The 14,788-nt window shown below is 51.6% G+C and carries 12 protein-coding genes and 1 pseudogene; 4 read left to right on the top strand and 9 right to left on the bottom strand.

Annotated elements, in window-relative coordinates:
- The first annotated feature begins 31 nt into the window (after positions 1-31).
- On the top strand, positions 32-745 hold the full coding sequence (gene ydiV / locus N7E69_RS21495; protein ID WP_000562003.1) for an anti-FlhDC factor YdiV: 714 nt from the start codon (positions 32-34) through the stop codon (positions 743-745).
- 61 nt (positions 746-806) lie between these two features.
- Positions 807-2,249 (top strand): protein adenylyltransferase SelO, encoded by a 1,443-nt coding sequence (gene selO, locus N7E69_RS21490; RefSeq protein WP_000175677.1) that lies wholly within the window; start codon positions 807-809, stop codon positions 2,247-2,249.
- A 34-nt stretch (positions 2,250-2,283) separates the two neighbouring features.
- On the opposite strand, the gene hemP is transcribed toward selO, so the two are convergent.
- The 3 genes from hemP to ppsR all read right to left on the bottom strand — a co-directional run bounded on the left by hemP (position 2,284) and on the right by ppsR (position 4,667).
- Positions 2,284-2,475, bottom strand: coding sequence for a hemin uptake protein HemP (gene hemP / locus N7E69_RS21485; RefSeq protein WP_000089115.1), 192 nt, complete (start codon positions 2,473-2,475; stop codon positions 2,284-2,286).
- Between the two features lie 156 nt (positions 2,476-2,631).
- Positions 2,632-3,678, bottom strand: a complete 1,047-nt coding sequence (gene aroH, locus N7E69_RS21480) for a 3-deoxy-7-phosphoheptulonate synthase AroH (RefSeq protein ID WP_001082194.1) — start codon at positions 3,676-3,678, stop codon at positions 2,632-2,634.
- Between the two features lie 155 nt (positions 3,679-3,833).
- Positions 3,834-4,667, bottom strand: coding sequence for a posphoenolpyruvate synthetase regulatory kinase/phosphorylase PpsR (gene ppsR / locus N7E69_RS21475; RefSeq protein ID WP_000370992.1), 834 nt, complete (start codon positions 4,665-4,667; stop codon positions 3,834-3,836).
- Between the two features lie 336 nt (positions 4,668-5,003).
- Here ppsR and ppsA point away from each other — a divergent pair, with 336 nt between their 5' ends.
- Complete coding sequence (gene ppsA, locus N7E69_RS21470) at positions 5,004-7,382, top strand: phosphoenolpyruvate synthase (protein ID WP_000069345.1); 2,379 nt, start codon at positions 5,004-5,006, stop codon at positions 7,380-7,382.
- A gap of 41 nt (positions 7,383-7,423) precedes the next feature.
- On the opposite strand, the gene fadK is transcribed toward ppsA, so the two are convergent.
- The 5 genes from fadK to N7E69_RS21445 form a co-directional block, all read right to left on the bottom strand.
- The gene (gene fadK / locus N7E69_RS21465) at positions 7,424-9,064 is read right to left on the bottom strand and encodes a medium-chain fatty-acid--CoA ligase (protein ID WP_000117492.1); all 1,641 of its coding nucleotides are present in this window, start codon (positions 9,062-9,064) and stop codon (positions 7,424-7,426) included.
- Between the two features lie 89 nt (positions 9,065-9,153).
- A complete protein-coding gene (locus tag N7E69_RS21460) occupies positions 9,154-9,447 on the bottom strand; it encodes a ferredoxin family protein (RefSeq protein WP_000093361.1) in 294 nt (97 codons plus the stop codon).
- Positions 9,444-10,730 (bottom strand): FAD-dependent oxidoreductase, encoded by a 1,287-nt coding sequence (locus N7E69_RS21455; RefSeq protein ID WP_001278555.1) that lies wholly within the window; start codon positions 10,728-10,730, stop codon positions 9,444-9,446. The genes N7E69_RS21460 and N7E69_RS21455 overlap by 4 nt, the downstream gene beginning before the upstream one ends.
- A 56-nt stretch (positions 10,731-10,786) precedes the next feature.
- The gene (locus tag N7E69_RS21450) at positions 10,787-11,722 is read right to left on the bottom strand and encodes an electron transfer flavoprotein subunit alpha (protein WP_001015885.1); all 936 of its coding nucleotides are present in this window, start codon (positions 11,720-11,722) and stop codon (positions 10,787-10,789) included.
- 21 nt (positions 11,723-11,743) lie between these two features.
- Complete coding sequence (locus N7E69_RS21445; RefSeq protein WP_001751923.1) at positions 11,744-12,508, bottom strand: electron transfer flavoprotein; 765 nt, start codon at positions 12,506-12,508, stop codon at positions 11,744-11,746.
- A 492-nt stretch (positions 12,509-13,000) separates the two neighbouring features.
- On the opposite strand from N7E69_RS21445, the pseudogene N7E69_RS21440 reads away from it, so the two are divergent.
- Positions 13,001-13,555: pseudogene (locus tag N7E69_RS21440) on the top strand (helix-turn-helix domain-containing protein); the annotation flags it as partial.
- Between the two features lie 75 nt (positions 13,556-13,630).
- Here the strand turns inward: N7E69_RS21440 and N7E69_RS21435 are convergent.
- Positions 13,631-14,782 carry an acyl-CoA dehydrogenase gene (locus tag N7E69_RS21435; protein ID WP_108610901.1) on the bottom strand — a complete coding sequence of 384 codons (1,152 nt, stop codon included), beginning with the start codon at positions 14,780-14,782 and terminating at the stop codon, positions 13,631-13,633.
- Between the last annotated feature and the right edge of the window lie 6 nt (positions 14,783-14,788).

Raw genomic sequence — 14,788 nt, 5'->3', positions numbered from 1 at the left:
CGAATAGCGCCCTAACCATGGGACTGGCGTAATGATTGCTTCACTTGATGAGCTTTACCATTCCGAACTCTTTTTCCTTCCCGTCATGGATGAAAACGCTCGGCTTGTTGGTTTGGAGATTATTGCAACATTTGCCGCTGAAGACGGCGCCGTGCGGATGCCGACTGAGTTGGTAGCGCCTCGCCTTTCGGTGGAGGAACAATACTGTCTGTTTGTTGAAAAACTGGCGTTGTTAGAAACCTGTCAGCACTTTTTTATTCAGCATAAACTTATTGCATGGCTTAATTTACCGCCCGCAATTAGTGACTTATTATTATTAGATAGCGAACTTTTTTCCCGGGCAGCGCGCTTTCCGTTTCTTGAATTAGCTATAAATGAGAACTATCCTGGGTTAAACCAGGGCAAAAACAATGAAACGTTAGCTAATCTGGCAATGCATTTCCCATTAATGCTGGCAAATTTTGGGGCAGGCGAGGCGTCGACTAAAGCTATTTTCGATGGGCTTTTCAAACGAGTCATGTTGGATAAAAATTTTATTCAGCAGCGAGCTGAAATGATCTCATTCGAACCATTCATGCACGCTATTGTTGCCCAGATCTCCTCCAGCTGCGAGTCGCTGATGATTGCCGGTATTGATAATGAGGCGATGTTTTCGCGCGCAGCGCCATTGGGATTTAGCGCATTCCAGGGCGGACTATGGCCTCCGGTGCCGGTAAGCCAGCTCATTAAACTCGTTCAGCGATAACCTTTCTGTTTGCCGGTGTTTAACCGGTGATTAACCGTCTACACTGAAGACAGGAGGCCCTATGACCCTGTCTTTTACTGCCCGTTGGCGCGATGAACTGCCAGCAACGTATACCGCGCTTTTACCCACACCGTTAAAAAATGCGCGACTGATTTGGTATAACGACAAACTGGCGCAGCAGTTAGCCATTCCCGCGTCGTTATTTGACGCTACCAATGGCGCTGGCGTTTGGGGCGGCGAAACCTTATTACCCGGTATGTCGCCTGTCGCGCAGGTATATAGCGGGCATCAGTTCGGCGTCTGGGCGGGACAACTCGGCGACGGACGCGGTATTTTGCTGGGCGAACAGCTCCTGGCGGATGGCTCGACCCTCGACTGGCATCTGAAAGGCGCCGGATTAACACCCTATTCGCGAATGGGGGATGGACGCGCCGTCCTGCGTTCAACCATACGAGAAAGCCTTGCCAGCGAAGCCATGCATTATCTGGGTATTCCCACTACGCGCGCGTTATCTATCGTAGCCAGCGATACGCCGGTTCAGCGAGAGACGCAGGAAACGGGCGCGATGTTAATGCGTCTGGCGCAAAGTCATATGCGTTTTGGTCATTTCGAACATTTCTACTACCGCCGTGAGCCGGAAAAAGTTCAGCAACTGGCTGATTTCGCTATTCGTCATTACTGGCCGCAATGGCAGGATGTAGCGGAAAAATATGCTTTGTGGTTTGAAGAGGTGGCGGCGCGTACCGGAAGACTCATCGCCGAGTGGCAAACTGTCGGTTTTGCGCACGGCGTTATGAATACGGATAACATGTCGATTCTGGGGCTGACCATCGACTATGGCCCCTTTGGTTTTCTCGACGACTACGATCCCGGCTTCATTGGTAACCATTCCGATCATCAGGGACGTTACCGCTTCGATAATCAACCGTCGGTGGCGCTGTGGAATTTACAACGTCTGGCGCAGACGTTAACCCCTTTTATTGAGATCGACGCGTTAAACAGAGCGCTGGATCGTTACCAGGACGCGTTGTTAACGCACTATGGGCAGCGAATGCGCCAGAAGCTGGGTTTCTTTACCGAGCAAAAAGACGATAACGCTTTACTGAATGAATTGTTTAGTCTGATGGCGCGCGAAGGGAGTGATTATACCCGTACATTTCGGATGTTAAGCCATACGGAGCAACAGAGCGCTTCCTCGCCGTTGCGGGATACGTTTATCGATCGCGCGGCGTTCGATGCCTGGTTCGACCACTACCGGGCGCGATTGCGCACAGAGGCGGTGGATGACGCGCTGCGCCAACAGCAGATGCAACGCGTGAATCCTGCGATTGTGTTGCGCAACTGGCTGGCGCAACGCGCGATAGATGCGGCTGAACAAGGAGACATGGCGGAACTGCATCGGTTGCATGAAGTTTTACGTCAACCTTTTACCGATCGAGATGATGACTATGCCAGCCGACCGCCGGAGTGGGGAAAGCGGCTGGAGGTCAGTTGTTCAAGTTAGCCTGATGCCAGCAGCATCGTCTGCTGGCGGAGCGTTATTTGGTTAACAGTAGCTTACCAGCCTGAGTTTTACGCAACAGATACTCCTGACCGTTGTGATCGATAATGACTTTGCCGTCCGGACCTAATAGCGCCTGACTGTTGACGCGCCGTTCAGCGGCAGGGAGAAGCGTTTCATTGTCTATTTCCTTAGGGTGAGGCAGCTCGGTGTTATCCATACGCGACATGTTATTTATTAATAATCAAACTCACAATGATTATTATTATCAATAATTAATGCGATAACAGCAAGTGCTAATTCTGTGGAGTGATATACGCGCGCGTAGAGAAAAGGGTGGGTAACGCATCGAAGAAACGCCCATCCCGGCAGGATGGGCGAGCTATTAAAAGCGGCTGTCTACCGCCGCGGCAAGTTTTTCCAACAGAACTTCCGTATCTTCCCAGTTCAGGCAGGGATCGGTAATGGATTGACCATAGATTAACGGTTGACCGCTGATAATTTTTTGCGTGCCTTCCCGTAAAAAACTCTCTGCCATAATCCCGGCAATTGCCGTGGAGCCATTACGAATCTGCTGGCAAATATCATCACATACGTCCAACTGGCGGCGATGCTGTTTTTGACAGTTGCCGTGGCTGAAGTCGACGACCAGATGCTCCGGCAGATCAAATTCATGCAACGTGTCGCAGGCGGCGGCAATATCTTCAGCGTGGTAGTTCGGTTTTTTACCGCCGCGCATGATGATGTGCCCATACGGGTTGCCACTCGTCTGGTAGATGGTCATCTGTCCGTCTTTATCCGGCGAGAGAAACATATGGCTGGCGCGGGAGGCGCGAATAGCGTCAACGGCAATGCGAGTATTGCCATCCGTACCATTTTTAAAGCCGACCGGACAAGAGAGTGCGGAAGCCATTTCCCGATGGATTTGGCTTTCGGTGGTACGCGCGCCAATCGCTCCCCAACTGATCAGATCGGCAATAAACTGGCCGGTGACCATATCAAGAAATTCTGTGGCGGTCGGTACTCCCAGTTCGTTCACCTGCAATAGCAAGCGACGCGCCAGTTCAAGCCCATAATTGACGCGGTAACTGCCATTCAAGTCGGGATCGGAAATCAGGCCTTTCCATCCCACGACGGTGCGCGGTTTTTCAAAATAGGTGCGCATGACGATTTCCAGACGCGCCTGATGCTTTTGGCGTTGTGCCTGGAGCTGCGTCGCGTATTCCATGGCAGCATTCAGATCGTGAATCGAACAGGGGCCAATGACGACCAGTAGCCGTGGATCTTCACCATTTAAAATCTTTTCTATCCGGCGTCGGGAGTCGGTAACGTGACTGGCGACGGAGGACGATACAGGATACCGCTGCGCGAGTTCGGTCGGTGTTACCAGGCTGTCGATACGCGCAGTACGGAGTTCGTCGGTTCTGTTCATTACAAGTCTCAGAAATTTGTTGCTTCAACGGCAGGACTATCGGGAAGTGATGGGCATCACGATAAACCAATCCCTGCTGATTTCAAGTGCGAGGCGTGTCACACCTCGCAGGCAGAACGGCATGATAACAAAAACCAACCCATTAAACTAGTTTGCTAGTACATCCTGCGGTTAAGCCCCATAATATCGAGAATCTTGGTGGCTATCTCTTCAACGGAATAATTGGTGCTGTTCAGGCAGGGGATCTGATTTTTACGATACAGCGCTTCGACCTCTGCCACTTCCATGCGGCACTGACGCAACGAGGCATAGCGACTGTTTTCACGGCGTTCTTCGCGAATAGCCGCCAAGCGTTCAGGGTCAATTGTCAGGCCGAACAGTTTATGTTGTAGCGGTTTTAACGATGTGGGCAGCGTCAAATTATCCATATCATCGGCGATGAAAGGGTAGTTAGCCGCACGAATACCGAATTGCATTGCCAGATAGAGGCTGGTGGGCGTTTTTCCACAGCGCGAAACGCCAAGTAAAATGACCTGGGCCTGATCGAGGTTGCGCAATGAAATGCCATCATCATGCGCCAGGGTATAATCGATAGCGGCAATACGCGCGTCATACTTGTTCAGGTTACCCGGATTAAGCCCATGAGTACGATGAGCGATCGGCGTCGGATCCAGTTTCATCTCCTGCTGAAGCGGCGCCACCAGCGCCTGGACGATATCCTGGCAGAAACCTTCGCTCTGTAAGATGATGGCGCGAATTTCAGGTAAAACAATCGAGTAAAACACCAGCGGGCGAACGCCGGTTTGCTGATAAATGGCGTCAATTTGGTCTTTGACGGCGCGGGCGCGACTTTCGTTTTCCACGAATGGCAGCGTGATGCTGCTGATCGTCACCGGAAACTGCGACATAACTGCGTGACCCAGGACCTCGGCGGTGATGGCGGTACCATCAGAAATATAGAAAACATGGCGATCAACAACATTATCCATTCTGTTCATCCTGAAGAGTAAACATAATTATCTGAAAGCATAAATTAAAAGTAACGGGAAACGTATAACTTGTCGCTTATTTTATAAAATGACAGGCGCTTTTTATAATTAATGAAAAGTGTGTTTCATTTCCTGGAAACGCAGTTTATACCGGGGGTTATTCAGGGAATGCCGTGATATGCGCGGGTTTGCGCAACTGCGTAAACAATCTGAAAAAATGAAAAAATAAATTTGCTTGAACGATTCACCGTTTTTTTCGCGGGTTTAAGTATGCCAGGATAAATACGCAACTATGTGTTTCTTAAACTCGTTCATTTATCACAAAAGGATTGTTCGATGTCCAACAATGGCTCGTCACCGCTGGTGCTTTGGTATAACCAACTCGGCATGAATGATGTAGACAGAGTTGGGGGCAAAAATGCCTCCCTGGGTGAAATGATTACTAACCTTTCCGGCATGGGCGTATCCGTTCCGAATGGTTTTGCAACCACTGCCGATGCGTTTAACCAGTTTTTGGATCAAAGCGGCGTAAACCAGCGCATTTATGAGCTGCTGGATAAGACAGATATTGATGATGTCTCCCAGCTGGCGAAAGCGGGCGCGCAGATCCGCCAGTGGATTATCGACACTCCTTTCCAGCCGGAGCTGGGAAACGCCATCCGCGATGCCTATGCGCAGCTTTCGTCGGATGATGAAAATGCCTCTTTTGCCGTGCGTTCCTCCGCCACGGCGGAAGATATGCCAGATGCTTCGTTTGCGGGCCAACAGGAAACGTTTCTTAACGTTCAGGGCTTCGACGCGGTGCTGGTGGCAGTGAAACACGTATTTGCTTCTCTGTTTAACGATCGCGCCATCTCTTATCGCGTTCACCAGGGATATGATCATCGCGGCGTAGCGCTTTCCGCTGGCGTGCAGCGGATGGTTCGCTCCGATCTCGCCTCGTCAGGGGTGATGTTCTCTATCGATACCGAATCCGGCTTTGACCAGGTGGTCTTTATCACCTCGGCATGGGGACTGGGTGAAATGGTGGTGCAGGGCGCGGTTAACCCGGATGAATTTTATGTCCATAAGCCAACCCTGGCGGCAGGCCGTCCGGCCATCGTACGCCGCACCATGGGGTCGAAAAAAATCCGCATGGTTTACGCCGCCACCCAGGAGCACGGCAAGCAAGTGAAGATTGAAGATGTGCCGCAGGAACAGCGCGACATTTTCTCGCTCACCAACGAAGAAGTGCAGGAACTGGCGAAACAAGCGGTGCAGATTGAGCAGCACTATGGTCGTCCGATGGATATCGAATGGGCGAAAGACGGTCATACCGGTAAGCTCTTTATTGTGCAGGCACGTCCGGAAACCGTGCGCTCTCGTGGCCAGGTGATGGAGCGTTATACGCTACATGCGCAGGGGAAAATCATTGCCGAAGGTCGCGCCATTGGTCATCGTATCGGCGCAGGTACGGTAAAAGTTATTCACGATATCGGCGAAATGAACCGTATTGAGCCTGGCGATGTGCTTGTCACCGATATGACCGACCCGGACTGGGAACCGATCATGAAAAAAGCGGCGGCGATTGTCACTAACCGTGGCGGGCGCACCTGTCACGCGGCGATTATCGCCCGCGAATTGGGCATTCCGGCGGTAGTCGGCTGCGGCGACGCCACCGAACGCATGAAAGATGGCGAAAAAGTAACCGTCTCCTGTGCGGAAGGTGATACCGGTTATGTGTATGCCGACATGCTGGATTTCAGCGTAAAAAGCTCCAGCGTAGATACCATGCCAGAGCTACCGCTGAAGGTCATGATGAACGTCGGCAACCCGGACAGGGCATTTGACTTTGCCTGCCTGCCGAATGAAGGCGTAGGTCTGGCGCGACTGGAATTCATCATTAACCGTATGATTGGCGTTCACCCGCGCGCGCTGCTGGAGTTTGACGACCAGGATGCCGCGCTGCAAAACGACATTCGTGAGATGATGAAAGGGTTTGACTCGCCGCGTGAATTTTACGTTGGTCGACTGACGGAAGGGATCGCGACGTTAGGCGCCGCCTTCTACCCGAAACGCGTCATCGTTCGCCTGTCTGACTTTAAGTCCAACGAATACGCCAACCTGGTCGGCGGCGAACGTTATGAGCCGCATGAAGAAAACCCGATGCTGGGCTTCCGCGGCGCGGGTCGTTACGTCGCAGAAAGTTTCCGCGATTGTTTTGCGCTGGAATGCGAAGCGGTGAAACGCGTGCGCAACGATATGGGCCTTACCAACGTCGAAATCATGATCCCGTTCGTGCGGACGGTCGACCAGGCGAAAGCGGTCATCGAAGAGCTGGCGCGCCAGGGGCTTAAACGCGGCGAGAACGGGCTGAAGATCATCATGATGTGCGAGATCCCGTCCAATGCCTTGCTGGCTGAACAGTTCCTCGAGTATTTTGATGGCTTCTCGATTGGTTCTAACGACATGACGCAGCTGGCGCTGGGGCTGGATCGCGATTCCGGCGTGGTGTCTGAACTGTTTGACGAGCGTAACGACGCGGTGAAAGCGCTGCTGTCGATGGCGATCCGCGCGGCGAAAAAACAGGGCAAATATGTTGGAATTTGTGGTCAGGGTCCGTCCGACCATGAAGACTTTGCCGCCTGGCTGATGGAAGAGGGGATCGACAGCCTGTCGCTGAACCCGGACACCGTGGTTCAGACCTGGCTGAGTCTGGCGGAACTGAAGAAGTAGTGTAATACCGGATGGCGGCGTTAACGTCGCCATCCGGCAATTTATACCGCAGTGTGCTCCTGGCGCAGCCGCTCAATAATATCCTGCCGCAACAGAAACTTCTGCACTTTGCCAGAGGCGGTTCTGGGCAGTTTTTCTACGATGACGATCCGTTCCGGATATTTATACTTCGCTACCCGTTTTCGACTGAAAAAAGCGATCACCTCTTCCAGCGTCAGCGAAAGGTGCGGTGGTTTTAAGACTACATACGCGCATGAACGTTCGCCTAAGCGTTCATCAGGCATAGCAACGACGCAAGCATCGTGTATGCGGGGGTGTTGCAATAAAATATCCTCCACCTCGCGACTGCTGATATTTTCACCTCCACGTATAATAATATCCTTTTTGCGCCCGGTAATTTTGATATAACCGTCTTCATCCATGCGGCAGAGGTCGCCGCTGTAATACCAGCCCTCATTATCCAGTGCGCGGGCGGTAAGTTCCGGCTCGTCCAGGTATCCCATAAAAACGTTCGGCCCGCGCGAGGCTTCTTCGCCTTCGTGGCCTGCTGGAAGCGTATTGCGATCTTCATCCACGATTTTAATTTCTACACCGGTGGCGGCATAACCATCGGTGTTCATCATGCGTGAAGTCGAATCACCCAGATTAACCATCGAGTGTGGAGAACTTTCTGTAGAACCGTAAATACTCAATAATTTGATACCGCGCTGCTGGCAGTCGCGGGCAACCTTTTTGGGAATAGTCGTGCCGCCGCATAAGAAGAATCGCAGTGAGGAGAGGTCGGCAGGCTGTTGCTCAACGGCACAAAGCAGATCGTAAATAAACGGCGTCGCGCCTGACATACAGGTACAGCGTTGCTGCGCTAATAAGGTAAGGCAGGCTTCTGGGGTAAAGATGTCCAGCAATACGCTACGCGCCCCGATTAAAAAGGGCGCGGTGACGCCGTGTAAAAATCCGGTGGCGTGGCCCAGTGGCGCAGGCATCAGGAACACATCTTGCCAGGTTAAATTCAACCGCGCGCAATACGCCCGTTCGCTGGCAAGAATATTATTGTGGGTCAACATCACCCCTTTCGGCATTCCTTCTGTGCCGGAGGTAAACAGCACTGCCGCCAGCTCATCACCGTGAATGTTAATGTCTGACTGCAACGGTTCGCTGCGGTCGATGATTTGACTAAGCGCAAGCGCTGTGGTGGCAGGCGCCAGTTTATCCACGCCGACAATATGCGTCAGATGGCGCAGTTGATTTTGTAGAGGAAGGATAAGATCGACCGGACGATTCTGTTTGAATACGGTGGGGGCGAAGAATATTTTAGCCTGACATTTGTTCAGCACCCAAACCAGCTCTGCTTCTCGCCAGGCGGGAAGTAGCGGGACAGATACCGCGCCTGTTTTCAGGCAGGCCAGATAAATGAGGGTAAACTCACACCAGCCCGGAAGCTGAAAGGCCACGCGATCGCCCGGTTGAATCCCCTGAGACAGTAACCAGTTTGCCAGGCGGCTTGCCGCGCAGTCGAGCGCAGCGTAGGTCCAGGACGCGCCATGATTATCGACCACGGCGATTTTATCGGGTACGGCGCGTGCGGTTTGCCGCCAGTAGTCGCCCAGTGAAGCATCGCCCCAGTAGCCGGACTCGCGATAGGTTTTCCGCCGCGCGGCGTCAAACGTTAATGTAACACTCATTGACTTGTTCTCTATTAATACAAATGACGTAATCTCCGGGGGCAAGCCGAATAAGACGCCGTAGCGTCGTTATCCGGTGTTTCAGAGCGTCAGCCGTAGCGAAACTCAACGCCGAACGCTCCCGCCGGGTATTCCCATTTTTCGAGAAGAGTATTGCCGCAGAGAACCCTGCAGGTCCCGCATTCCAGGCAGCCCGCGGAGTCAAAATGAATATTTCCCGCATCGTCCAGCTTATAGAGTCCGGCAGGGCAGGCTTTTATTAATTTATTAAACTCCTGCATGTCAGGCGAGGAGCGCAAAATGATATGTGGGTGTCCTTCATCTACGTAAAATTTATTTACGCCCAATTTGACGTCAACATTCACCTTATTGTCCGAACTCATAATGCCGTAGCCCCTTTTATGCCGTCTTTTAATAGATTCACCAGTCCAATTTTTTTCGCATGTGACAGGATAGTTTTACGCAACGGTGGGACTGGACCGCCATCAACGGTGAACAGATCGCCCACAATGTTTGCCGCCATACGCGGGTACTCGGTAAAAAGCCGTGGGTTTTCCATTAATCCGGGGAGTTTGCGGAAATGCCGCATATCGCGTAACACGCCGTTTTTCTCCAGCGCGCGTTTGTAACCGGCAAGACTCGCGGCGGAAAAATCTTGCCGCGCTTTAGCGTCAATGGCGGTTTGAGCGGCCGCTTGCGCGGACGCGATGGCTAAATCCATGCCGCGGACGGTATAGCCGAGATTCAGACAAAGACCGGCGGCGTCGCCGACAATCATCACACCGTCATTTGCCAGCTCCGGCATCATTGCTATGCCGCCTTCGGGCACCATATGAGCGGAGTATTCAAGCAGCGTTCCCCCCTGAATCAAAGGGCGTATCGCCGGATGCTGTTTAAAATCTTCCAGCATTTGCGGTACGCTTTTGGTCGCGTGAGCAATGTCGCCCAGGCCACATACCAGCCCCAGAGAAACCGAATCGCGGTTGGTATAAAGAAACCCGCCGCCCATGAGCCCGTTGGAGGGCGCGCCAGCGAATAACCAGGCGGCGCCTTCATGGGACGCCAGATTAAAGCGCTCTTCAATAAGTGCCGGAGAGAGCCCAATCAACTCTTTTACGCCGACGGCATAGTGATGCGCAGACGAGGCAGGCACCATGTCCAGTGAACGGCCCAGCATGGAATTCACGCCGTCCGCGAGAATCACAATATTCGCATCAAGAATATCATCCCCGGCCTGAACGCCAGTGACGCGATTGCCTTCACGTACCAGAGCGTCGACCCGTACACCTGGGATAAACTGCGCGCCAGCCTGCTCCGCCTGCGCCATTAACCACGGGTCCAGTTTGTTGCGCAGTACGGTATATGACGTAAGGGGCGGAGTAGGGGGCGCGCGGTGAAAATCAAGTGTGACGGCGCTTTCTTCGGTTAAAAAGGAGATTTTTTCACGGGTAACGACGCGTTCGATGGGGGCGGACGTTGCGAATCCCGGCATAATACTTTCGATACTGTGAGCGTAGAGCCGGCCACCGGTCATATTTTTGCTGCCCGCGCTGTTTCCGCGTTCAATAACCAGTACATCCAGTCCCGCTTTTGCCATCACATACGCGGCGACCGTTCCTGCTACGCCTGCGCCCACCACAATAGCGTCAAATTTATCATCCGACATGCTTTATGCTCCTTTCCCGCCGTATCGACGACGGGAGATGTGCGTTGAAAAAGGAATTAGCGGCTTAACTGGTCGATGAGGGCAGGAACAACCTTATAGATATCGCCCACCAGACCATAATCGGCATAATTGAAAATGGGCGCGTTTTTATCTTTGTTAATTGCGACAATAATTTTTGCGCCGTTTCCACCCACCATATGTTGAATTTGGCCGGAAATGCCCAGCGTCAGATAGAGATCGGATTTCAACAGAACGCCGGATACGCCAATATAACGCTCGCGTTCCATCCAGTTTTCACCTTCCGCAATGGGGCGGGAACAGCCCACTTCTGCGCCGAGGACGGTCGCCAGTTTATGCACCATATCCAGATCGCTTTGCGCCGCCAGGCCTCGTCCTACGCCGATGACCCGTTTGGCTTTGCTCAAATCGACGCTGCTTAGCGATTTCGCGCGCCGCTGCTGGCACAATACCTCGTGGCGTGGGGCAATATATGCCAGCGTGGTCTGCGGGCAAGTATGACCGGGGAGAGGGGCGGCGGGTTCCAGCACGCCGGGTGCCAGCGTAATAATCGCCTGCGGACTGTTTAATTTCTCTTTGCCGAAAGCAAGTCCGCCGTACATGCGATGCTCTGCGTGTAGCGTCCCGTCGAGGAGGTCAATAGACGTCGCGTCGTTCACCATCATGGCGTCAAGCTGGATGCTCAGCCGGGCGCCAAGCGCTTTACAGCGCTTGGTCGCCGCCATGAGCAGCAGCCCATTTTGGTCGCCTAATAATGAGGCCAGCGTTTCGGCATAGTTTTCCACGCGCTGCAAATCCGTATGCGATTCAAGAACGACTATCTCATCAGCGCCAAGCGCTTTCACGTAGTCGATCTCCGTGTTTCCTTGCACGATGGCGTAAACTTTTTCTCCCCACTGCCGCGCGCCGGTCATTAATTCGGCATAACGCTCTACGTTATCGCTAAATACCCATACGTTAGCTAAATGATTCATGATAATTTTTCTCCGTTGGGTTTAGTTCAGGGATTTTTTCAAATGGTCGGCCAGTGCGGTAATGGCTTCCGGCGAATCGTTATCGAGAATGATATGCTTGCGTTCTGTCTGCGGCGGTACCGAGATGGCGACCAGTTCCGCCAGTGGCGTGGTTGGGGTCCAGTGGATATCGCTCGCCAGCCACGACGTAACGGCTTTTTTCCCGGCGCCGAGAATGGCTTCCATTGACGGGATGCGTGGAACGTTAATATCTGAGGTCACGCAAAGCACCGCGGGCAGCGTGAGCTCGATAATTTCAACGTCTTCTTCCAGTGTGCGTTCAACGATGATTTTGTCGCCGTCGCGTTGAATATGGCTTACTGCGTTGATGACGGGGAGTTTCAGGAGTTCGCCAGTCAGCAGGCCCACCTGTTGGGCATAAATATCGCCGGAGCCCTCTCCAAAGAGCAACAGGTCAAAGCCGATTTTCTCCGCCGCGGATGCTAGCGCCAGCGCGGTTTCTTTGGGCAGGGCGTGCTCCAGTTGCGCATCCTGAACCATGAAAAGCGCATCTGGCCCGCGGGATAACACATCTTTGCGGACTTTTGAATTTTGTAACAGAGAGCCGCCGACGGTGAGCGCGGCGATCTCGTCGCCACCGCCAGCTAACTGCGCGGCGGCCTCAATTGCATTTAAATCAAACTGGCTGATTTTGGCCTCGGCACGATCAAAATTGAGCGAATGCTCCGGGGTCACGGTAATGTCCTGTTCTTCAGGCACCAACTTAAAGCAGGTTATTATTTTCATTGCATCTCCAGTGAGTCGCGTGCGGATAAGTAACGTAAATCTGACTGAAAATAGTCTGCGGCAGTCTGAAGAGGTTTTCGATGGGTCAATCTGTTTTCCTTGCCAACAATCTTGCACGAAAAATCTGCGAACAGAGAATCGTTAGCAACCATCTGAAAAGGGTGTCATAAAAATATAAATACGGTAGTGAGAATAATAAGTGCGAAGCATATCATCATTTTTTAACATGAAACGTGCGATGTTGTTTCTGTGAGGTTAAAAGAAAACATCAAAGATATGTCGGCTATGTATTTTTGTCTGATAATACGCTATCGACAGGTAATCTGAGCTGTCTGCAAAAGAACATAATATCTTGCATTCGGAACGAATAATCTTGTTTTGCTGGTAATCTCCACGGTTGTACAACACTGACGCTCGCTTTATTTTATCCTGGTTATCTTTTTAAACCTGACAGAGGTTATTATGTATCAGCGCTGTTTTGACTCCGCGAGTCATTCCTGTCCGGTGGTTTCCGTGGTTCAGGGGAAAGAGGTCATTAAAAGTATCTTTAATGAATTAAGCGTGTTACTTCCGCAGGGGAAAAACGTATTGGCTTCCTCTGTATACGATGCATTTGCTTACACTCTGACCGCGCTTTATTATGAAAATTTTAAAAATGCCTATCGTTCTGAACAAGGCTACATTAAAAAAGATGTATTAATTAAGGATGTGCTTGTTTATCTCAATAATAATTATCGTGAAAAAATCACGCTTGACCAGCTATCGAAAAAATTTCGCGCCAGCGTCAGTTATATATGCCATGAATTTGCCAAAGAATATCATATATCCCCTATCAACTATGTTATTCAACGACGTATGACCGAGGCCAAGTTTGCGCTGACAAACACTGAGTCGCCACTGGCAGAAATTTCATGGCGGGTAGGATATGAAAATGTGGACCATTTTGCCAAATTGTTTATGCGGCATGTAGGATGTTCTCCCAACGATTATCGTAAGCAATTTAAAAATAGTCTGGTTGAGCAGGCGTATTTGCTGCCAAATACCTGACGGCGAAATATATCTGATTTATTCGGCCTGATGCCGTAAAGCAGTCAGGCCGAATAAGACGTTCCGGTACGATCTTTACTTGTTCTGATAGTCTTTCAGAATCTGGCGTCCTGCCACATAGATCATAATTTCATCCGTGCCGCCACCGATACGTTCGCAGCGAACATCGCGCCAGAAGCGGGAGACACGGGCTTCGTCAGTATAACCAAGCCCACCCATAATCTGAATCGCATCGTCAATCACTTCCATCGCTGTGCGTGCGCAGTACAGCTTAGCCAGCGCGGCGCTGGTACGCAGTGACTCTTCCCGATCGGCCTGCCAGGCGATTTTCAACACCATATTGCGCATGTTTTCGATTTTGATGGCCATTAACGCCAGCTTTTCCTGGATCATCTGGTTATGGCCGATGGGTTTACCAAAGGCGATACGCTGGTTGGCGTAACGGGCGGCATCTTCAAACGCGCATTCGGCGAAACCTGTACTGCGCGCCGCATTAATCAAACGCTCCATCTCAAAATTGTACATGACATTGAGGAAACCCATGCCTTCTTCACCGACCCGGTCGCTTTCGTCCACCTCGACATTATCGAGATAAACTTCGCATGTACTCAACATGTGCCAGCCAATTTTGTGCAGCGGATTAATCTTTATGCCCGGTTTATTTGAGTCCACCCACCAAAGCGTGAACGCTTTTTTAGGATCTTTTGGCTCCGTATCGCGCGCCAGAACCAGCATGTAAGGATATTCTTTTGCACCGGTGATAAATGTTTTTTGGCCGTTAAGATAAACCTTGCCGTTTTTACGCGTCCAGGTTGTTGTGGCGCTATTATTATCAGAGCCCGCGCTAGGTTCTGTTAAGGCTAGCGCATATGCTGGATCGCCGGTGGCCAGAGTACTTTCTGCTGTTTTACGCAGTTGTTCTGCGGAACCAAAACGGCGCATACTGTGAATGCATTGGCCGTTGGTAATCAAAAAGGCCGGAGCGCCGCATTTTGAGATTTCCATCAGCGCCAGCATTTGCGTTACATAGTCAGCCGGAATGCCGCCGAATTCTTCCGGGACGCCCAGCATCGAAATACCGTTTTCCGCCAGCGCCTGCATAAATTCTTTGGGATAGGTGCCCGTTTGATCGCAGGTACGGAAATACTCTTCCGGAAAATTGCTGGTGATTAACTCGCGAATACTGGCCAGTAATAGTTCTTGTTCTTCAGTTAATGAAAAATCCATATTTGT

Source organism: Salmonella sp. 3C, assembly GCF_025426275.1.
Classification (GTDB): domain Bacteria; phylum Pseudomonadota; class Gammaproteobacteria; order Enterobacterales; family Enterobacteriaceae; genus Salmonella; species Salmonella enterica.
Note: the sequence above shows the minus strand (reverse complement) of the source record. Positions and strands in the feature narration are given on the sequence as shown.

Excerpts from the sequence above, each read along its gene's own strand:
- ydiV (WP_000562003.1), top strand. The coding sequence starts at position 32 with ATGATTGCTTCACTTGATGAGCTTTACCATTCCGAACTCTTTTTCCTT.
- selO (WP_000175677.1), top strand. The coding sequence starts at position 807 with ATGACCCTGTCTTTTACTGCCCGTTGGCGCGATGAACTGCCAGCAACG.
- hemP (WP_000089115.1), bottom strand. The coding sequence starts at position 2,475 with ATGTCGCGTATGGATAACACCGAGCTGCCTCACCCTAAGGAAATAGAC.
- aroH (WP_001082194.1), bottom strand. The coding sequence starts at position 3,678 with ATGAACAGAACCGACGAACTCCGTACTGCGCGTATCGACAGCCTGGTA.
- ppsR (WP_000370992.1), bottom strand. The coding sequence starts at position 4,667 with ATGGATAATGTTGTTGATCGCCATGTTTTCTATATTTCTGATGGTACC.
- ppsA (WP_000069345.1), top strand. The coding sequence starts at position 5,004 with ATGTCCAACAATGGCTCGTCACCGCTGGTGCTTTGGTATAACCAACTC.
- fadK (WP_000117492.1), bottom strand. The coding sequence starts at position 9,064 with ATGAGTGTTACATTAACGTTTGACGCCGCGCGGCGGAAAACCTATCGC.
- N7E69_RS21460 (WP_000093361.1), bottom strand. The coding sequence starts at position 9,447 with ATGAGTTCGGACAATAAGGTGAATGTTGACGTCAAATTGGGCGTAAAT.
- N7E69_RS21455 (WP_001278555.1), bottom strand. The coding sequence starts at position 10,730 with ATGTCGGATGATAAATTTGACGCTATTGTGGTGGGCGCAGGCGTAGCA.
- N7E69_RS21450 (WP_001015885.1), bottom strand. The coding sequence starts at position 11,722 with ATGAATCATTTAGCTAACGTATGGGTATTTAGCGATAACGTAGAGCGT.
- N7E69_RS21445 (WP_001751923.1), bottom strand. The coding sequence starts at position 12,508 with ATGAAAATAATAACCTGCTTTAAGTTGGTGCCTGAAGAACAGGACATT.
- N7E69_RS21435 (WP_108610901.1), bottom strand. The coding sequence starts at position 14,782 with ATGGATTTTTCATTAACTGAAGAACAAGAACTATTACTGGCCAGTATT.